19 protein-coding genes and 2 tRNA genes are annotated in these 18,416 nt (G+C 63.4%); 20 read left to right on the forward strand and 1 reads right to left on the reverse strand.

Translation table 11 applies throughout. The features are described 5' to 3' along the window. Positions 1-44 precede the first annotated feature (44 nt). From DW195_RS02105 to DW195_RS02200, 20 genes are all read left to right on the forward strand, one after another. Positions 45-117: transfer RNA gene (locus DW195_RS02105), tRNA-Ala, on the forward strand. Positions 118-192: 75 nt separating this feature from the next. After that, positions 193-2,226 carry an ABC-F family ATP-binding cassette domain-containing protein gene (locus DW195_RS02110; RefSeq protein WP_118205678.1) on the forward strand — a complete coding sequence of 678 codons (2,034 nt, stop codon included), beginning with the start codon at positions 193-195 and terminating at the stop codon, positions 2,224-2,226. Then, a complete protein-coding gene (locus DW195_RS02115; protein WP_055250169.1) occupies positions 2,213-2,509 on the forward strand; it encodes a hypothetical protein in 297 nt (98 codons plus the stop codon). The genes DW195_RS02110 and DW195_RS02115 overlap by 14 nt, the downstream gene beginning before the upstream one ends. Before the next feature lie 9 nt (positions 2,510-2,518). Then, positions 2,519-3,202 carry a site-2 protease family protein gene (locus tag DW195_RS02120; RefSeq protein ID WP_118205679.1) on the forward strand — a complete coding sequence of 228 codons (684 nt, stop codon included), beginning with the start codon at positions 2,519-2,521 and terminating at the stop codon, positions 3,200-3,202. Between the two features lie 84 nt (positions 3,203-3,286). After that, positions 3,287-4,096 carry a ScpA family protein gene (locus tag DW195_RS02125; RefSeq protein WP_118205680.1) on the forward strand — a complete coding sequence of 270 codons (810 nt, stop codon included), beginning with the start codon at positions 3,287-3,289 and terminating at the stop codon, positions 4,094-4,096. Positions 4,097-4,107: 11 nt separating this feature from the next. Then, positions 4,108-4,836: an SMC-Scp complex subunit ScpB gene (gene scpB, locus DW195_RS02130; protein WP_118205681.1), complete on the forward strand. Its 729-nt coding sequence runs from the start codon at positions 4,108-4,110 to the stop codon at positions 4,834-4,836. Beyond that, positions 4,823-5,791, forward strand: a complete 969-nt coding sequence (locus tag DW195_RS02135; RefSeq protein WP_118205682.1) for a pseudouridine synthase — start codon at positions 4,823-4,825, stop codon at positions 5,789-5,791. Before scpB ends, DW195_RS02135 begins: the two co-directional genes overlap by 14 nt. 66 nt (positions 5,792-5,857) lie before the next feature. Beyond that, a complete protein-coding gene (cmk, locus tag DW195_RS02140) occupies positions 5,858-6,544 on the forward strand; it encodes a (d)CMP kinase (RefSeq protein WP_118205683.1) in 687 nt (228 codons plus the stop codon). Between the two features lie 3 nt (positions 6,545-6,547). Next, entirely contained in the window at positions 6,548-7,276 is a 729-nt protein-coding gene (locus DW195_RS02145; RefSeq protein ID WP_118205684.1) for a lysophospholipid acyltransferase family protein, read from the forward strand. 2 nt (positions 7,277-7,278) lie between these two features. Then, the gene (locus tag DW195_RS02150; RefSeq protein WP_118205685.1) at positions 7,279-8,175 is read left to right on the forward strand and encodes a 4-hydroxy-3-methylbut-2-enyl diphosphate reductase; all 897 of its coding nucleotides are present in this window, start codon (positions 7,279-7,281) and stop codon (positions 8,173-8,175) included. A 2-nt stretch (positions 8,176-8,177) separates the two neighbouring features. Further along, complete coding sequence (locus tag DW195_RS02155; protein ID WP_118205686.1) at positions 8,178-9,620, forward strand: DUF512 domain-containing protein; 1,443 nt, start codon at positions 8,178-8,180, stop codon at positions 9,618-9,620. A gap of 10 nt (positions 9,621-9,630) precedes the next feature. Beyond that, on the forward strand, positions 9,631-10,965 hold the full coding sequence (gene der, locus DW195_RS02160; RefSeq protein ID WP_118205687.1) for a ribosome biogenesis GTPase Der: 1,335 nt from the start codon (positions 9,631-9,633) through the stop codon (positions 10,963-10,965). Then, positions 10,958-11,641, forward strand: coding sequence for a glycerol-3-phosphate 1-O-acyltransferase PlsY (gene plsY / locus DW195_RS02165; RefSeq protein ID WP_118205688.1), 684 nt, complete (start codon positions 10,958-10,960; stop codon positions 11,639-11,641). Before der ends, plsY begins: the two co-directional genes overlap by 8 nt. Positions 11,642-11,650: 9 nt before the next feature. Beyond that, positions 11,651-12,658 carry an NAD(P)H-dependent glycerol-3-phosphate dehydrogenase gene (locus DW195_RS02170; RefSeq protein ID WP_118205689.1) on the forward strand — a complete coding sequence of 336 codons (1,008 nt, stop codon included), beginning with the start codon at positions 11,651-11,653 and terminating at the stop codon, positions 12,656-12,658. Between the two features lie 18 nt (positions 12,659-12,676). After that, on the forward strand, positions 12,677-13,348 hold the full coding sequence (rpe, locus tag DW195_RS02175) for a ribulose-phosphate 3-epimerase (RefSeq protein WP_118205690.1): 672 nt from the start codon (positions 12,677-12,679) through the stop codon (positions 13,346-13,348). A gap of 6 nt (positions 13,349-13,354) precedes the next feature. Further along, positions 13,355-14,533, forward strand: a complete 1,179-nt coding sequence (locus tag DW195_RS02180) for a cysteine desulfurase family protein (protein ID WP_118205691.1) — start codon at positions 13,355-13,357, stop codon at positions 14,531-14,533. Beyond that, positions 14,530-15,339, forward strand: coding sequence for a Nif3-like dinuclear metal center hexameric protein (locus DW195_RS02185; RefSeq protein WP_118205692.1), 810 nt, complete (start codon positions 14,530-14,532; stop codon positions 15,337-15,339). The genes DW195_RS02180 and DW195_RS02185 overlap by 4 nt, the downstream gene beginning before the upstream one ends. Further along, entirely contained in the window at positions 15,336-16,061 is a 726-nt protein-coding gene (locus DW195_RS02190) for a zinc ribbon domain-containing protein (protein ID WP_118205693.1), read from the forward strand. Before DW195_RS02185 ends, DW195_RS02190 begins: the two co-directional genes overlap by 4 nt. Then, entirely contained in the window at positions 16,058-17,272 is a 1,215-nt protein-coding gene (gene coaBC, locus DW195_RS02195) for a bifunctional phosphopantothenoylcysteine decarboxylase/phosphopantothenate--cysteine ligase CoaBC (protein WP_233540788.1), read from the forward strand. The genes DW195_RS02190 and coaBC overlap by 4 nt, the downstream gene beginning before the upstream one ends. Before the next feature lie 80 nt (positions 17,273-17,352). Continuing rightward, positions 17,353-17,429 (forward strand) — tRNA-Pro (locus DW195_RS02200). A gap of 606 nt (positions 17,430-18,035) precedes the next feature. Here DW195_RS02200 and DW195_RS02205 read toward each other — a convergent pair. After that, the coding region (locus DW195_RS02205) for a HAMP domain-containing sensor histidine kinase (protein WP_147356475.1) at positions 18,036-18,416 on the reverse strand (381 nt) is incomplete at its 5' end.

Consider the following 18,416-nt stretch of genomic DNA (forward strand, 5'->3'; position numbering starts at 1 on the left):
TCCTTGCATCGCCGTCCGAGTTCCCGTATAGTACTTCTACGCACGGGGGCGTAGCTCAGCTGGGAGAGCGCTTGACTGGCAGTCAAGAGGTCAGGGGTTCGATCCCCCTCGTCTCCACCCGAGCATTGAATGAGGCTCCAACGCAAGTTGGGGCCTTTTTTCATATAGGCACACAAGGTCAAAGGCGGCACCATGATCCTCCTGGTCGACAAGATCGAAAAAAGCTTCGGCGCACGCGTCCTCTTTAGCGGCGCGTCCTTCCAGATCAACCCCGGCGAGCGCTTCGCGCTCGTGGGACCCAACGGCGCCGGCAAAACCACCATGCTCAAAATCATCATGGGCATCGACAGCCCCGACGCCGGCCAGGTCCAGTACGCCAAGGACTGCCAGGTGGGCTACCTAGAGCAGGAAACTAATCTGGAGCAAAAGGACACCGCCATCCTTGCCGAGGTCATGGCGGCGGCCAAGGAAATCCGCCGTATGGGCATGCGCGCCAACGAGCTGCAGGCCCAAATCACCGAGCTCTCCGAGCAGGGCAAGGACGTCGACGCACTCCTTAACGAATACGGCCAGGTCCAGGACCGCTTTGAGCATCTGGGCGGCTACGAGCTCGAGAGCAACGCCCGCAAAATCCTGTCCGGCCTGGGCTTCAAGGTCACCGACTTTGAACGCCCGTGCTCCGAGTTCTCCGGCGGCTGGCAAATGCGTATCGCGCTGGCCAAGCTTTTCTTGCGCCATCCCGACCTGCTGCTTCTGGACGAGCCCACCAACCACCTGGACCTCGAGAGCGTCCAGTGGCTGCGCGGCTTTATCGCCAACTACGACGGCGCCGTGCTCATCGTAAGTCACGACCGCGCTTTCATGGACGCCTGCGTCGACCACGTCGCCGCACTCGAAAACCGTCGCGTGACTACCTACACCGGCAACTACAGCAGCTACCTCAAGCAGCGCGAGGACAACCTGGAGCAGATGCGCGCCAAGCGCGCCGCCCAAGAGCGAGACATCGCTCACATGCAGGTCTTCGTTGACAAGTTCCGCTACAAGCCCACCAAGGCCGCCCAAGCGCAGGAGCGCATCCGCAAGATCGAGCAGATCAAAAAGGAGCTCGTCATCCTGCCCGAGGGCCACAAGCACATCGACTTTAAGTTCCCCGACCCGCCGCGCTCCGGTGACATGGTCGTGGGCCTGGAGGGTGTTTCCAAATCCTACGGCGACAAGCACATTTACAGCGACATCGACTTCAAGCTCTACCGCGGCGAGCACGTGGCACTTGTTGGACCCAACGGCGCCGGTAAGTCCACCCTCATGAAGATCCTCGCCGGCCTGGAACCGCCCACTACCGGCACGCGCGACCTGGGCACCAACGTCGGCGTCGCCTACTACGCCCAGCACGCACTCGAGGGCATGACCGAGTCAAACACCGTCCTGCAAGAGATCGACACCGTCACGCCCAAGTGGACCGTGCCGCAGCAGCGCAGCCTGCTGGGCGCCTTCCTGTTTAGCGACAACGATTCCATCGAAAAGCAGGTTCGCGTCCTTTCCGGCGGCGAAAAGGCGCGTCTGGCCCTGGCAAAGATGCTCGTGGCCCCCGAGGCGCTCCTGTGCCTGGACGAGCCCACCAACCACTTGGACATCGACTCGGTGGACATGCTCGAAAACGCCCTGCAAAACTTCCCCGGAACCATCGTGCTGATCAGCCACGACGAGCACCTGGTACGCGCCGTGGCCAACCGCGTCATCGACATCCGCGATGGCAAGGTCACGGTCTACGACGGCGACTACGACTACTACCTCTACAAGCGCGAGGACCTCGCGGCCCGGGCCGCCGCCGAGGCGGCAGGGGAGAGTGCGTCGTCCACGGCCAAGTCCGCCAAGGTCACCGCGGCCCAGCCCGATGCGCCCGCCGCAGTCGCCAAACCTGCCGAGGGCAAAAAGACCAAGGAGCAGAAGCGCGCCCAGGCCCAGGCCCGCGCCGCGCTCAACAAAAAGCTCAAGGGCGTGCGCAACCAGCTCAAGAAGATCGAGGCGGAGCTCGACAAAAAGCGCGCCCGCTATGACGAGCTTATGGAATTGATGGCCAGCGAAGAGCTTTATGCCGATCAGGATAAGTTCAACGCCGCGCTGGGGGAATATAACGGCCTTAAGCAAGAGCTACCCAAGCTCGAGGACGAATGGCTCGAGCTTTCCACCCAGATCGAAGAGGAGACCGCGCGTGAACTCTCGTAAGGCCACTGCCGTGGCGATGAGCATCATCGCCATCGCTTGTCGCATCTGCGGCATCTTTATGAGCGCGATGACCGTGCTGCTGTGCTTTAGCGGCCTCACCGCCAAGCTGCAGATTGTGGGCTTTGTCGTTGAGCTTTCGCGCGCACTGCCGAGCGCCATCGCCGGTTACGGCGTCATCACGTCGCCCTTTGGCGGTGTGTTCCGCTTGGATTACGCCATCGTGGCCGTCATCCTGTTTGTGGCCGACTACCTGCTTACGCGCGCCTCGCGCCGCGTCCGCTAGGGGATCGACATGTCCAGCAGCTACCTCATGAACCTGCTCTCCAGCGCCGTCGCCGTCATCGTTGGCATCGTCATCCACGAGAGCGCGCACGCCGCAGCAGCCTGGGCGCTCGGCGACAAGACGGCCCGTTCGCGCGGCCGCGTCTCGCTCAACCCGCTCAACCATATCGACCCGTTTGGCACCATCATCCTGCCGCTGCTCATGCTTGCCGCCGGCGGCCCGGTGTTCGCCTTCGCCAAACCCGTGCCCTTGTACCTCAACAACCTCAAACACCCCAAGCGTGATGAGGTCCTGGTGAGCGCAGCCGGCCCCGCATCGAATATCGCGCTCGCATGCCTGGCCGCAGCCCTCATGCACGCTGCATACGGCAACCTCTACGCCAGCATGTCTTTTGGCGTGGCGTCGCAAATCATGAACTTTGGAGCCGCGTTTATCGTGGTCAACCTATCGCTCGCGTTCTTTAACCTCATCCCAATCCCGCCGCTCGACGGCTCGTCGATCATCGTGCCGTTCCTCAAAGGTAAGGCGCTCTCCAACTACTACCAGCTGCAGCGATACGCCATGCCCATCCTCATCATCGTGCTGTACCTGCTGCCCATGTGGACCGGCATCGATGTGATCGGCCGGTATTTCGACGTTACCGTGTATCCGCTGGCCGAGTGGCTGCTTAACTTCGCAATCGCCGGCATCTAAGGTAAACTTACAGGTCGACCGCGCAAAACGGTCGCAACATGCACTCAAACCGCGCCGCGAAGGCGCCGTCAAAGGAGGTCGAAGATGTCGTATCGCGTGTCGACGCAGGTCTACAGCGGACCGTTCGACCTGCTGCTGCAGCTGGTAACCCGCCAAAAAGTAGATATCGGTGCCATCTCGATCAGTGAGGTGGCTGAGCAATACCTGGCCGAGGCTGAGCGCATCGAGGCGCTGGACCTGGACGTGGCGAGCGACTTTTTGCTGGTTGCGGCAACCCTTTTGGACATCAAGGCCGCCTCGCTGGTGCCGCAGGAGGTCCCCAACAAATCCGTCGACGATGACGAGGACGACGAAGACCTCGAGGAGCTCAGCGCCCTCGACGGCGACGCCCTGCGCGAGGTCCTGATTCAGCGCCTGATTGCCTACAAGCAGTTTAAGGGCGCGGCGGCGGCGCTTGGCGCCCGCATGCAGGCCGAGAGCCGCATGCATCCGCGCGTGGCCGGCCCCGACCCCGAGTTCTTGGGCCTCATGCCCGACTACCTGGCCGGCATCACACTGCGCGGCCTGGCCGTCATCTGCGCCGACCTGGACGGCAAGCGCCAGACCTTCTTGCTGGAGGCCGAGCACGTGGCACCGCATCGTGTACCGCTCGACCTGACCGTGGCCTCGGTCGACCGCTTTACCATGGCGCACCAAACCTGCACCTTTCGTGAGCTGGTGGACGGCGACGCCACGACCGAGCAGCTCGTCGTCACCTTCCTGGCCATGCTGGAGCTCGCCAAGCGCGGCTCGCTTACGCTGAGCCAGGATGAGATCTTTGGAACCATCCGCATCAACCGCGTCGAGGGCGCCGAGGCCTACGTGCCCGGCGAGGGCCCCGAGCTTACCGAATAGGAGCGGCAACCATGTCAACCCTTTCCACGCTGGAGGTAAACAGCCTCAAAGGCGCCTTGGAGGCGCTCCTGCTGGTGTCGAGCGATCCGGTGAGCGCGCCCGCGCTGGCCGGTGCGCTGGATATCGCCCCCGGCGAGTGCGCATCGCTGCTCGCCGAGCTCAAAGTTGAGTACGAGGAGGCCAATCGCGGCTTTCAGCTGCGCGAGGTCGCCGGAGGCTGGCGCCTGTTTACGCATCCCGCCTATCACGACGTGGTCGAGGCCTACGTACTGAGCTGGGACACGCAAAAACTGTCGCAGGCGGCACTCGAGACCCTGGCCGTGATCGCCTATCACCAGCCCGTTACGCGCGAGGTGGTCAAGGGCATCCGCGGCGTCAACTCCGACGGTGTCATCGCGTCGCTCGTTGACAAGGGCCTGGTGCGCGAGCTCGGCCGTGACCCCCAGCGCGGTCAGGCCATCATTTACGGCACGACCAACGCCTTTTTGGAGAAATTCGGTCTGCGCTCCACCCGCGACCTGCCCGATTTGGAGCAGTTTGCCCCCGACGAGCAGTCGCGTCAATTTATCCGCGAGCGCCTGAGCGGCCGCAGCATTCAGTCCACGCTCGAAGAGCAGGCTGAGGATCTGGACGAAGAGCGTGAGCTGCTCGATACCGATATTGATGATGTCGAGGCAGTTGGCGGCGAGGAATCACTGGCCACCGACGACACTGCGGAGGATACGCATGACGAGGACTAACGAAGCAGGGGAGACGCGCGCCGACGCTGCGGGCACCGTGGCGCCGGCAGAGGACGCCCAGCCTGTCTACCCGCACACCATGCGCCTGCAGCGCTTTTTGGCGCGCGCGGGCGTGGCGAGCCGCCGCGGTTCGGAGGACCTGATGACCGCTGGTCGTGTGACAGTAAACGGCGAGGTCGCGACCGAGCTAGGCACCAAGGTCGATGTCGACCGCGATCATATCGAGGTCGACGGCATGCCCGTTAAGCTCAACCAGGGCGCCGTGTACCTGATGCTCTACAAGCCGACCGGCTACCTCACCACCATGAGCGATCCGCAGGAGCGCCCTTGCGTGGCCGACCTGGTCCCTCGCGACCGCTTTCCGGGGCTCTTTCCGGTTGGTCGTCTTGACCGCGACACCACGGGCCTTCTGCTCTTCACCACCGACGGCGACCTGTCGCAGGACCTGCTGCACCCCAGTAAGCACGTCTACAAGACCTACCAGGCACTCGTGGACGGAGACTTGTCCGACCGTGATCTCGCCCCGCTGCGTCGCGGCGTTGAGCTCGACGACGGCCTGTGCCAGCCGGCAATCTGCCGTGTCATCAACGCGCGCGAGGCCGAGGCCGTGGCTCCGCAAGGCATCAAGCCCGGCACCACCGCCGTGGAGGTCATCATCCGCGAGGGCCGCAAGAACCAGGTCAAGCGCATGTTGAGTAAGATTCACCACCCGGTGATCCGCCTACACCGCTGTAACTTTGCCGGCCTGGAGCTCAAAGACGTGGCCAAGGGCTCGTGGCGCGAGCTCACCGACCGCGAGGTGCAGATCCTCAAGGACGGCGGCATCCCGCCCAAGCAGGCCAGCTCCAAGCGCGGCGCCGCGCCGGCGACCAATACCGCGAGTCGCACGCGTCACCACGGCAGCCACGGCTCCGCGCCCAAGCGCAACACCTACCGCGAACGCTACACGGGCTAGCCAGTCCGCCAGCAAGCATCGTCCGCGTCCCATACCAGCACGTCAACCACCGAAAGGAAGCATTGCATGATCGTCGCCATCGACGGCCCCGCCGGTTCCGGCAAGTCCACCATCGCCAAGGAGATCGCCCGCCAGCTGGGCTTTAACAAGCTCGACACGGGCGCCATGTATCGCGCCGTCACCTTCGCCGCGCTCGACCGCGGCATCGACCTGGACGACGAGGCTGCCATCGATGCCCTCGCCGAGCAGATCGAGATCCGCTTTACCAACGGCACCGGCGAGGACACGCGCCTGACCATTGACGGCCAGGACGCTTCGGCCGCCATCCGCACCCCGCAGGTGGACGCCAACGTCTCCAAGGTCTCGGCCTACCCGGGCGTGCGCGCCGCCATGCTCATCCATCAGCGCCGCGCCGCCGAAGACCGCGATATCGTGGCCGAGGGTCGCGACATCGGCACCGTCGTGTTCCCCAACGCGCAGGTCAAGGTATTCCTGACCGCCGACCCGCGCGAGCGTGCCCGTCGCCGCGTGCTGCAGCGCCACCAAAACGACGCTCAGCCGCTTACTGCCGAGCAGCTCGAGGCCGAGGTCGACGAGACCCTCGACGCCCTCAAGCAACGCGATAAGCTCGACAGCAGCCGCGAGGTCGCGCCACTCGTGCCCGCCGAGGACGCCGTGCACGTCGACTCCACCGCCCACGCCATCGATGAGGTCGTCTCGATCATCGAGGACCTCATCAACCAAAGGAGGTAGCCCATGCGCCTGTTTAAGCAGACGCCCGAGGATTACTACAACGCCCCCTACGCCGAGTTCCCGGCGCTCATCCGCGGCACTGTCGCCGTAGTCATGGGCATCCTGTGGGTCTTCTCCAAGATCATGTGGCGCTGGAAGGTCGAGGACGCCGACCTGCTGTTTGAGCGCCAGGAAGGCCGCGGCAGCGTAGTCATCTGCAACCATACCTCGATGGCCGAACTCTTGGCCGTGGAGACGGCGCTGTTCTTTGGCGGCCGCCGCATCCGCCCCATCTTTAAGTCCGAGTTTGCCAAGAGCAAGATTGTGCGCTGGGCCTTTAGCCGCGTGGGCGGCATTCCCGTCGAGCGTGGCACCGCCGACATGAAGTGTCTGCGTGCCGCCCAGCATGCACTGCAGCGCGGTGAGGACGTCCTGATCTTCCCCGAGGGCACGCGCATCCGCTCGCGCGAGATCAAGCCCGAGGTCCATGGCGGCTTTGCGCTCATCGCCCAGATGGGTAAGGCACCCGTCAACCCGCTCGCCATTTGTGGCTGGTCCGACATCACGCCCAAAGGCAAAAAGATCATGCGCCCCAAGAAGTGCTGGATCCGCGCCGGCAAGTCCATCTCGCTATCCGATGCTCCGGCCGAGCTCAAGCGCAAGGAGCGCCTGGCATGGTTTGAGTCCGAGGCCATGAGTCGCGTCTACGCCATGCGCGACGACCTATGCGCCGAGCACCCGGGCAGGTTCTAGCCATGAGTGAGAACGTTATGAATACCGCCGCGGCCGCCGCTGAGGGGTTCGTCCCCACCATCGAAATCGCCGCCCACGCTGGCACCTGCTACGGCGTGCAGCGTGCGCTCGATATGGCGCTGGCCGCCGCGCCGCAGGCAGGGGAGAACGCTCAGGTCCACACCCTGGGTCCGCTCATCCATAACCCCATCGTGGTACGCGAGCTCGCCGAGGCAGGCGTTGGTCTGGCAGACACCTTAGACGACGCCGCATCGGGCACCGTGATCATCCGCGCGCACGGTGTGGTGCCACAGGTCATTGACGCCGCTCGCGAGCGCGGCCTTACCGTGGTCGACGCCACCTGCCCCTACGTCAAGAAGGTCCATGTGGCGGCCGAGCGCCTGGTGCGCGAGGGCTACCGCGTGATCGTCGTGGGCGAACCGGGCCACCCCGAGGTCGAGGGCATTCTGGGCCACGCCGGGGATGACGCTCAAGTCGTGAGCTGCGCCGCCGATGCGGACGCGCTGCCGCTCAAGGGCAAGGTGGGCCTGGTTGTGCAGACCACCCAAACCGCGCAGAACCTGGCCGAGGTTGTGGCCTCCATCACCCCGCGCGTGCAGGAACTGCGCGTGATCAACACCATCTGCGCCGCCACGAGCGAACGGCAGCAGGCAGCCGCAACCCTCGCCAACCGCTGTGATTGCATGGTCGTCGTGGGCGGCAAGAATTCGGGCAACACGCGCCGCCTGGCGCAGATTTGTGCCGACGCCTGCGAGCACACGCATCACATCGAGGAAGCTTCCGAGCTTGAGGCCGCATGGTTTGCCAACGCGCGCCACATCGGTATCACCGCCGGAGCCTCAACCCCGCAAGAACACATCGAACGCGCCGTCGAGCGCATCAAGGAGCTTTGCCGCTAATCATGGACCAGACCGTACCCGCATACGCCGCCGAGGTGGCCGATTACGGGCGCAGCCGCGACCCCGAGCCGGGTGAGGGCGCGCTCGTAAAGAACGTGCGTCCCGAGTCGCCCGCATGGGATGTGGGTATCGAGCCGGGCATGCGCGTGCTCACGGTCAACGGCGAGCAGCTCACCGACATGATCGTATGGCTTTGGGAAGCCGACGACGACACCGTCGAGTTGGAGGTTTTCGACCCGCGCGACGGCACCGTCACCCCCGTGGAGCTGGATCGCTTTCCCGGCGAGGATTGGGGCCTTGAGTTCGATGGCCCCATCTTTGACGGCATGCGTACCTGCGTCAACGCCTGCGTGTTCTGCTTTATGACGATGCTGCCCAAGGGTGGCCGCTCCACGCTCTACATTCGCGATGATGACTACCGCCTAAGCTTTTTGCAGGGCAACTTTGTCACGCTCACGAACCTTTCCGACGAGGACGTGCAAAACGTCATCGACCGCAACATGAGTCCGATGAACGTGTCGGTCCACGCCGTGAGCCCCGATGTCCGCCGCCGTATGATGGGCCGCAACGCCCAGCGAGGCATGGACGTGCTCGAGGCCATCATGGCCGCCGGCATTGAGATCCATGCGCAGATCGTGCTGTGCCCCGGTATGAACGACGGCGAGGAGCTGGAGAAGACCCTGCGTTACTGCGAGGAGCACGAGCAGATCACCAGCCTGGGCATTGTGCCGCTGGGCTTTACCAAGCATCAGAACCGTTTTAGCTGGTCCTACAGTGACAAGCCCGAGCTCGCACGCGAAACCATTGCCATGATCCGGCCCTTCCAGGACCGTGCCTTTGAGCGCTTTGGCCGCCACACCTTCCAGATGAGCGACGAGTTCTATCTGGACGCCGGCATCGAGCCGCCTGAGGCAGACTTTTACGACGGCTACCCGCAGTACTATGACGGCATCGGCATGATCCGCTCCTATCTGGACGAGACCGACAACGTGCTCGCCGCCGATGCCGAGCGCCTGACCCGCGTTCGCGAGGGAATCGCCGCCCGTGACCAGCGCTTCCTGTGCCTTTCCGGTGCCAGCGCACGCGACACCGTGGCGCGCTTTGTGGAGTCGCCGCATGGTCTCGGCGGCACTGTCACGGCCATCAAGAACTGCTACTTTGGCGGTAACGTGGACGTGACTGGCCTCATCGTCGCGAGCGACATCCTGGAGCAGCTGCCGCAAGACCTGCTGGGGGTTATGCTCTTTGTGCCTAAGCTCATGTTCAACGCTGACGGCATGACGCTTGACGAGTATCATCGTGACGATTTACTCGCAAGCCTTACCAGTCGCGGCGCCGAGGTTCATGTGGTGTCGACCATGCCGCATGAGCTGCTCGATACCCTGGAGCACATCCTTGGCATTGTGCCTGCCGACTCTACAAATTCCGCTGACCCTACCCATTAAAGGAGAGCAGATGAAACCTATCGTCGCCGTCGTCGGACGCCCCAACGTGGGCAAGTCCACGCTCGTCAACCGCCTGGCCCAGACCTCGGACGCCATCGTCCACGAGTCCCGCGGCGTCACGCGCGACCGCTCGTACCACACAGCCGATTGGAACGGCCGTGAGTTCACCATCGTCGACACGGGCGGCATCGAACCGCTCAAGAGCGACGACGTCTTTGCCACGTCCATCCGCGATCAGGCGCTCGCCGCCGCCGAGGAAGCCGCCGTCATCCTGTTTGTGGTCGATGGCCGCACCGGCGTCACCGAGGAGGACGAGTCGGTCGCCCGCATGCTCAAGCGCTGCGACAAGCCGGTCTTTCTGCTGGTGAACAAGCTCGACAACCCCGATCGCGAAAACGACAGCATCTGGGAGTTCTATTCGCTCGGCATCGGCGAGCCCACGCCGCTCTCGGCCCTGCATGGCCACGGCACGGGCGACCTGCTCGATGACATCGTGGCCCTGCTTCCGGAGGAAGAGGACGAGATCGCCGACGAGTTCCCCGATGCGCTGAACGTGGCCATCATCGGCCGCCCCAATGCCGGGAAATCGTCGCTGTTCAACCGCATCCTGGGCGCCGACCGCTCTATCGTGTCCAACATTGCCGGCACGACGCGCGACGCCATCGACACCGTCGTGGAGCGCAACGGCAAGCACTACCGCATGGTCGACACCGCGGGCATTCGCAAGAAAAGCACCGTGTACGAGAACATCGAGTACTACTCCATGGTCCGCGGCCTGCGCGCCATCGACCGTGCCGACGTGGCGCTGCTCGTCGTCGACGCCTCCGTGGGCGTTACCGAGCAGGACCAGAAGGTCATGGGCTTGGCCATCGAGCGCGGCTGCGCCATCGTGGTGCTGCTCAACAAGTGGGACCTGCTCGACGACGACCGCAAGCGCGAGGCCTGCATGGAAACCGTTGACCGCCGTCTGGGCGTTATGGCTCCCTGGGCCCAGTACCTGCGCATTTCGGCCCTGACCGGCCGCAGCGTCGAGAAGATCTGGGCAATGGTAGACGCCGCCGAAAAGACGCGCTCGCAGAAGATTAGCACCTCGCGCCTCAACACCTTCCTCACCGACCTGCGCGAGTTCGGTCATACCGTGGTGGACGGCAAGCGCCGCCTGCGCATGCACTACGTGACCCAGACGGGCGTCAACCCGCCGACGTTCACGTTCTTCGTCAACCACAGCGACCTGGTCAACGACACCTACCAGCGCTACGTGGAGAACCGCATGCGCTCGACCTTCGACTTTGCCGGCACGCCCATTCGACTCTTCTTTAGGAAGAAGGAGCAAAAGGATGCATAATCCGATTCTGCTGACCGCCATCTGCGCCGTGGTCTCGTTCTTTATCGGGGCGATTCCGTTTGGCCTGATCCTGGGCCGCGTGTTCAACCACACGGACATTCGCAAGGCGGGCTCCGGCAACATCGGCACCACTAACGCGCTGCGTGTAGCCGGCCCCAAGGTGGCCGCGCTCACGCTGCTGCTCGACTGCCTTAAGGGCGCCATCTGCGTCCTTATCGCCCGCCCGCTCATCGCCGATCTGGGCTATGGCTTTCCGCCGAATATCATGGCGCCCGGAGCCCCCGGCGACTGGATGCTCGGCGTCATCTGCCTGGCAGCCGTGTGGGGACACATCTTCTCGCCCTACCTTAACTTCCACGGCGGCAAGGGTATCGCCGTTGGTCTGGGCGTGATTCTTGCCTGGTACTGGCCCATTGGCCTGTCGCTGCTGGGCATGTTTATCGTGGCCGTCGCCATCACCAAGTATGTGTCGGTAGGTTCGCTCGCCGCTGCCATCGGTCTTCCCATCGCCGTCTGCGCGGTCTTTCCGTACAGCAGCCTGGGCCTCAAGTTTTGCATGGCGATAATCGGCATCACCGTAGTGTGGGCCCATCGCGCGAACATCAAAAAGCTCATGACGGGTAAGGAGTCCAAGCTCTCGTTTACCAAGCGCGTCACCGAGCCCGACGATAAGTAGGAGAGAGTCATGAATGTTGCGCTGATTGGCTCCGGCTCCTGGGGAACCGCCGTCGCCGGCCTTGCCGCCGCTCGAGCCGAGCGCGTGACCATGTGGGCCCATAGTGAGCAGACGGCCGCCGGCATTAACGGCGAGCACCGCAACCCCCGCTACCTTGTGGGCTACAAGCTGCCCGGCAACGTCGTCGCCACGACGGACCTGGCGCAAGCGCTCGACGGTGCCGAGGCCATCATCTTTGCCGTTCCTTCGACGCACCTTCGCAGCGTGTGCCACCAGGCCGCTCCCTTTATCGCCGCCGATACCCCGGTGCTCTGCCTCACCAAGGGCATTGAGCCCGAGTCCGGCCTACTCATGAGCGAGGTCATCGCCAGCGAGATCGGCAACGAGCGTCGTGTGGCTGCCCTCTCGGGCCCAAACCATGCTGAGGAAATCTGCCGTGGCGGACTTTCTGCCGCCGTCATTGCCAGCGAGGACCAGCAGGTGGGGGAGACCTTTAAGGACCTGCTCCTGTCCACTGCCTTCCGTATCTATCTGTCGCAAGACATGACGGGCGTCGAGGTCTGCGGCGCCATGAAAAACGTCATCGCCATCGTGTGCGGCATCTCCGCCGGCTCGGGTGCAGGCGACAACACGCTCGCCCTTATCATGACGCGCGGCCTGGCCGAGATCAGCCGTCTAGTGCACGCCCGCGGCGGTCAAGCTATGACCTGCATGGGACTTGCCGGCATGGGCGACCTCATTGCCACCTGCACCTCGGAGCATTCGCGCAACCGCACCTTTGGCTACGAATTTGCCCACGGCGTTTCGCTCGACGAGTACCAGACGCGCACGCATATGGTGGTTGAGGGTGCCGTCGCCGCCCGCAGCGTGAGCGAGCTCGCCCGTTCACTGGGCGTAGACATTCCGCTCACCTTTGCCGTGGAGCAAACGCTCTACAACGGTGTTACTTTGGATAGGGCGCTCGAGATTCTCACCGACCGCGTACCCTCCCAAGAGTTCTACGGACTCACCGACTAGCGCAGAAAGGCTACTACCATGGGTTCCATTAAAATCGCTCCGTCCGTCCTCTCGGCCGATATGGCCAACCTCAAGGGCGAACTCGACAAGATCGCCGGCGCCGACTACGTGCACTTTGACGTTATGGACGGTCATTTTACCGGCAACCTCACCTTTGGCGTTGACATCCTCAAGGCCGTCAAGCGCTCCACAAATGTACCGGTCGATGCGCACCTGATGGTGTCGAACCCCGACGAGACGGTCGATTGGTATGCCGATGCCGGTGCCGATATGATCACTGTGCACTACGAGGCCTCCACGCACCTGCACCGCACGCTCACGCATCTGCAGCAGCGCGGCGTCAAGGCCGGTGTGGTGCTCAACCCCGCCACGCCCGTCTGCGTGCTCGAGAGCATCATCGACGTTGTCGACATGGTGCTGCTCATGAGCGTGAACCCCGGCTTTGGCGGCCAGAGCTTTATCCCGGGCACCATTGCAAAGCTTCACGAGCTTACGGCTATGTGTGAGCGCCACGGCGTGTCGCCCTTGATCGAGGTCGATGGCGGTATCTCTTCCAAGAATATCGCCGAGGTCGTCAAGGCCGGCGCCAACGTGCTCGTGGCCGGTTCCGCCGTATTTAAGTCCGAAGATCCCGCTGCCGAGGTTGCGCTGCTGCAGAAGCTGGGCAACGAGGCCGCACAGGAGGCATAAATCCTTATGACCGCAGGTCAAAACCGCATACCCGTGAATCTTGACTATGCCGCCTCGACGCCCATGCGCGCCGAGGCGCTCCTTGCGCAGCGCGAATATGACGACAGCGAGCTTGCCGGCGTCAACCCCAACTCGCTGCACTCGCTTGGCCGCAAAGCCGCCGCACGCCTGGAAGTCGCCCGTCGCGAGATTGCCCGCAGCTTTGGCGCGCGCGTCCGCCCATCCGAGATAATCCTGACCAACGGCGGCACCGAGGCAAACCAGCTGGCGCTGCTCGGTCTTGCCGAGGGCGCCCGTCAGCGCGATCGCAAGCGCGACCGCGTAATCGTGTCGGCGATCGAGCACGATTCGATCCTGGACAACCTTCCGCTGCTGCGTGCCGCCGGATTTACCGTCGAGCTGGTGCAGCCCTGCCGTGCAGGTTATATTGAGCCTGCCGCGCTGAGCGACTTGCTCGGCGACGACGTGGCGCTCGTGAGCATCATGGTTGCCAACAACGAGACCGGCGTGGTGCAGCCCATCCGCGAGCTGGCCGCCGCTGCACATGCTGCCGGCGCCCTGTTCCACACCGATGCCATCCAGGGTTATCTGCATATTCCGCTCGATGTTACCGAGCTGGGAGTTGACGCCATGACCGTTGCTGCGCACAAGATCGGTGGCCCCGTGGCATCCGGCGCGCTCTACCTTAAGAACCGCACGCCGCTGCGCCCGCGCATCTTTGGCGGAGGACAGGAAGCCGGACGTCGCGCGGGCACGCAGGACCTGCGAACGCAGCTGGCTTTTGCCGCTGCCGCCCGCACGCTGGCGCCCCATGTGGCCCAGGAACGCACGACGCTGCAGGCCCTGTCCGACAGGCTCTACGCCACGCTTACGGCCCATCCACGCATTCACGCCACGATGGGCGACTACGCGCAGGCCGATCGTCTGCCGGGCATGGTTTCCATCTACGTCGACGGTATGGACTCCGAGGAGCTCATCGTCAAGCTCGACGCCGATGGCTTTGAGGTATCGGCCGGTTCCGCCTGCTCGAGCGGCAGCATGGACCCGAGCCATGTTCTCAGCGCCATGGGTATTGGCCGAGAGCAGGCCCTGGGTGCACTGCGTATCTCCTTCGATGACCGTGTGGACCCGGCCGATCTGGACGATTTTGCTCAAGCGCTGCTGTCGATTGTGAGTGCCGCATGATCGTCGCCGAGCTTGAACACGCCCTGCTAGTGCGATATCCCAAGACAGATGCCGAGGGCTGGGATCATGTAGGGCTCTCCGTGGGAGATCCCGCTGCCGAGATCACCGGTGTTGCCTGCGCACTTGACGCTACCGAGGCCAACGTGCACCGTGCTCTCGAGGCCGGAGCCAACGTGTTGCTCACGCATCATCCCGTCTACATCAAGGCGCCCGAGGCGTTTTGCCCGCCCAGCGCGACGCGCCCCCCATGCAGCGCGGCGCTCTACGAGGCAGCGCGTTGCGGCGTGAGCATTATCTCGCTCCACACCAACCTGGACCGCTCGCACGAAGCCCGCATCTGCCTGAGCGAGCTGCTGGGTGCCGCACCCGTGAGCTCACTGGAGCACGTGGACGACCCCGAGACCACCGGCCTGGGCGCGCTTGCAACGCTCAACGACCCGTGCACGCTGCGCGATCTTGCCACCCGTGCTGCCACGGCCTTCGTCAGCGACCCGCGTGTGTGGGGCGAAGCCGATTGCCCGTGCCGCACCGTCGCCATTTTGGGCGGCTCCCTGGGTGACTTTGGAGAGCTCGCCATCGCCGCGGGCGCGGACGTTGTCGTGACGGGCGAGGCGGGCTACCACGTAGCGCAAGACCTTGCCTTACGCGGGCTGCCGGTGATCTTGCTCGGACACGACCGCTCTGAGGAACCGTTCGTTGATATATTGATGAACTCTGCAGTTGACGCCGGGGTCAACCCCTGTCATGCGATTAAAATACTGAACCCTTGCCAATGGTGGACTGTGACAAAAGGAGAGAACTTATGAGCGCCGGCGCTACGCTACTCAAGCTGCAACAGATCGATTTGGAGCTCGCCCGCAACAAGAGCGAACTTGCCAATATGCCGGAGCTCAAGGAGCTCGCTTCCAAGCGCAAGACCTATGTGAAGCTCAAGTCCGAGATGACCAAGCTCTACGCCCAGCGCAAGGACCTGGACATTGAGCTCGACGATCTCAACACCACCGAGATTCAGACCAACAACGCCATCGAGGCCGCCAAGAAGCGTCACGTCGACGGCTCCGACTACCGCGAGGTTCAGGACCTGGAGAATGAGCTCGCCACCCTGGCCAAGCGTCTGGACAAGATCGAGCACACCCGCAAGGACGTCGTTGTCGCCCATAAGGAGGCGCTCGACCGCGAGGCTCGCGCGCAGGCGATCATCGCCAAGTTCGAGGAGGGCGTGAAGGCCGATACCAAGGCCGCCCGCGCCAAGGCTGCCGACCTGCAGGCTCAGATTGACGCCGCCACTAAGGAGCGCACCGCGCTTGCCGCTACGCTGCCGGCCGACGTGCTCACCGACTACGAGCGTCTACTCAAGCAGTTCCGCGGCCTGGCCGTCGAGACCATCCAGGGCAACATCCCCACGGTCTGCCACACCGCGCTGCAGGCATCGTCCATGAGCGACCTCAACCACGACGGCAGCGAGATTACGCACTGCCCGTACTGCCACCGCCTCTTGGTACTCCCGAGCAAGGAAGCCCAGCGATGACGGCGGCACCCAACAATTCAATGCAACTTGAGGGAAAAACGATCCTGCTGGGCATTACCGGCGGGATCGCCGCCTATAAGTCGTGCAATATCGTGCGCCTGCTGCAAAAGCGCGGCGCACGCGTCAAGGTCGTTATGAGCGAGCATGCCACGGAGTTTGTGGGCCCGCTCACCTTCCGTGCGCTCACGGGCGAGCCGGTCGCGGTTGGACTATTCGACAACCCGTCTGACCCCATCCACCATATTTCGCTGGCGCAGGAGCCCGATCTGGTAGTAGTGGCGCCCGCGACGGCCAATATCATCGCCAAGATGGCCAACGGCATCGCCGACGACCTCATCTCCACCACGCTGCTGGCAACGCCGCGACCCGTCGTGATCGCGCCGGCCATGAACAGCGGCATGTGGAAAGCGCCGGCGACGCAGGCCAACATGGCCACGCTGCGCGACCGCGGCGTGCATGTGGTGGGTCCGGGCAGTGGCTACCTTGCCTGCGGCGACGTGGATACGGGACGCATGAGCGAGCCCGAGGACATCGTCCGCGCCGTCTGCGAGGTGCTCAACCCCGTGCCGCAGGACCTGGCAGGCAAGCACATCGTGATTACCGCCGGCCCCACGCACGAGCCGATCGACCCCGTGCGCTTCATTGGCAACCGCTCTTCGGGCAAGATGGGTATCGCTCTGGCGGGAGAGGCCGCGCGCCGCGGTGCCACCGTTACGCTCGTGCTGGGACCGACATCGCTCGATGTTCCCCGCGGTGTGGAGTGCGTACGCGTGCAGACCGCCGCAGAGATGCTCCAGGCGGCCCTGAGCGCCTTCCAGACGGCCGATGCGGCAATTTGTGCGGCCGCCGTCGCCGACTACACACCCGCCGCTCCTGCCGACCACAAGCTCAAAAAGTCCAACGAACGCTTGAATCGCATCGAACTGGTCGAAACCTTCGATATCTTGGCCGAGCTCTCGCGCCAGAAGGGGGAGCGGTGCGTGATCGGCTTTGCGGCCGAGACCGATAACGTCCTGGAGTACGCACAGCGAAAGCTCGACCGCAAGGGTTGCGATGCCATTATCGCCAACGATGTCTCACGCGCCGATTCGGGCTTTGGAACCGATACCAACAAGGCCTGGATTGTGAGCACAACGGGTACGCAAGAACTTCCCGTTCTAACAAAACCCCAGCTCGCAGATACAATTTTGGACTTGCTTCAAAATTTGTAAAAAAGTTCTTGCACAAGTCTAAAGTTTCGGGTTAATATACTCCCTGTTGCGAGCGAGAGCAGAGCAACAAACAAAAGCTTCGGGACGTGGCGCAGCTTGGTAGCGCACTTGACTGGGGGTCAAGGGGTCGCTGGTTCGAATCCAGTCGTCCCGACCAGAAGTTTGCAGGTCAGGCACCTAGTGCCTGACCTTTTTTGTTTTAAGCAATTGCTTAATTTTGATTAATCAACAGGGTGCCAAAAATCTACCTGCGCGATAATCGCCTTTTGCGGCTGCTTGCGCGTTTTGCACACGCTTGAGCCGATTTATTAACGCGATATGAATCTACATACGCGTAGCTGGTATGCAGCCGAGTACAGGCTGTATTTATCGCGGCGATTAACACAGATATAGCGACTATAACGGACAAGCGTGTCGCTGTATTTATTCCAGTAGTTCACTTGATCGGTGGACAAGTGGGCTGTTGCAACGAAACGCCAAGCAGGATGGGCTCTATACGAGGACGCCGCAGGGTAATGGCGGGGGAGTGCGGCGGGCGCTCTGAGAGCCGCTGTGTGACCCCATGTCTCCTTAACTCGATAATTTGTGTTTCAAGCCACGAATCGGTCGAGCAATTGCCAAAAGAACGGCCCATGCAGGATTGCACGAGCCTTACATCAGATCAAATTTGAGCTAGAAGCACCAAGCGGGGCAGACGCAACACCATCTCGTCGCGGCCTCGGCGAGCGACATATCGCAGTCGAGGTAGACATCGAGGAAGTCGTCAGATCCCGCACAGGGGGACCGCGATGGTGACCACCGCGCCGCCCGAGGGGCTGTTGGCGAGCGAGACGGAGCCCCCGTGGGCGCTCGCGGCCTCGGAGGCGACATGGAGGCCGAGCCCGTAGTGGCGGCCTCCGTCGCGCGAGGAGCGGGACGAGTCGTCTGTGAAGAGGCGCTCGCAGCCGCGTTCGAGGGCGGCGGGAGAGAAGCCCGGTCCGTCGTCGGCCACCTCGATGACGAGGTGTCCGCCCGCGACGTCGCAGGAGACCGCCACGCGCGAGCGCGCGTGCTCGGCGGCGTTGGCCACGAGGTTCGCGGCGGCTCGCGCCAGGGCGGTTCGGTCGAGCGGGGCCTCGGGCGCGCCCGCGACAGCGGGGCCCGT

The organism is Collinsella sp. AM17-1, from assembly GCF_003470665.1.
Taxonomy (GTDB): Bacteria; Actinomycetota; Coriobacteriia; order Coriobacteriales; family Coriobacteriaceae; genus Collinsella.

Bases quoted from the DNA above. Each gene is read 5' to 3' on its own strand.
- DW195_RS02110 (WP_118205678.1), top strand. From the start codon at position 193: ATGATCCTCCTGGTCGACAAGATCGAAAAAAGCTTCGGCGCACGCGTC.
- DW195_RS02120 (WP_118205679.1), top strand. From the start codon at position 2,519: ATGTCCAGCAGCTACCTCATGAACCTGCTCTCCAGCGCCGTCGCCGTC.
- DW195_RS02125 (WP_118205680.1), top strand. From the start codon at position 3,287: ATGTCGTATCGCGTGTCGACGCAGGTCTACAGCGGACCGTTCGACCTG.
- scpB (WP_118205681.1), top strand. From the start codon at position 4,108: ATGTCAACCCTTTCCACGCTGGAGGTAAACAGCCTCAAAGGCGCCTTG.
- DW195_RS02135 (WP_118205682.1), top strand. From the start codon at position 4,823: ATGACGAGGACTAACGAAGCAGGGGAGACGCGCGCCGACGCTGCGGGC.
- cmk (WP_118205683.1), top strand. From the start codon at position 5,858: ATGATCGTCGCCATCGACGGCCCCGCCGGTTCCGGCAAGTCCACCATC.
- DW195_RS02145 (WP_118205684.1), top strand. From the start codon at position 6,548: ATGCGCCTGTTTAAGCAGACGCCCGAGGATTACTACAACGCCCCCTAC.
- DW195_RS02150 (WP_118205685.1), top strand. From the start codon at position 7,279: ATGAGTGAGAACGTTATGAATACCGCCGCGGCCGCCGCTGAGGGGTTC.
- DW195_RS02155 (WP_118205686.1), top strand. From the start codon at position 8,178: ATGGACCAGACCGTACCCGCATACGCCGCCGAGGTGGCCGATTACGGG.
- der (WP_118205687.1), top strand. From the start codon at position 9,631: ATGAAACCTATCGTCGCCGTCGTCGGACGCCCCAACGTGGGCAAGTCC.
- plsY (WP_118205688.1), top strand. From the start codon at position 10,958: ATGCATAATCCGATTCTGCTGACCGCCATCTGCGCCGTGGTCTCGTTC.
- DW195_RS02170 (WP_118205689.1), top strand. From the start codon at position 11,651: ATGAATGTTGCGCTGATTGGCTCCGGCTCCTGGGGAACCGCCGTCGCC.
- rpe (WP_118205690.1), top strand. From the start codon at position 12,677: ATGGGTTCCATTAAAATCGCTCCGTCCGTCCTCTCGGCCGATATGGCC.
- DW195_RS02180 (WP_118205691.1), top strand. From the start codon at position 13,355: ATGACCGCAGGTCAAAACCGCATACCCGTGAATCTTGACTATGCCGCC.
- DW195_RS02185 (WP_118205692.1), top strand. From the start codon at position 14,530: ATGATCGTCGCCGAGCTTGAACACGCCCTGCTAGTGCGATATCCCAAG.
- DW195_RS02190 (WP_118205693.1), top strand. From the start codon at position 15,336: ATGAGCGCCGGCGCTACGCTACTCAAGCTGCAACAGATCGATTTGGAG.
- coaBC (WP_233540788.1), top strand. From the start codon at position 16,058: ATGACGGCGGCACCCAACAATTCAATGCAACTTGAGGGAAAAACGATC.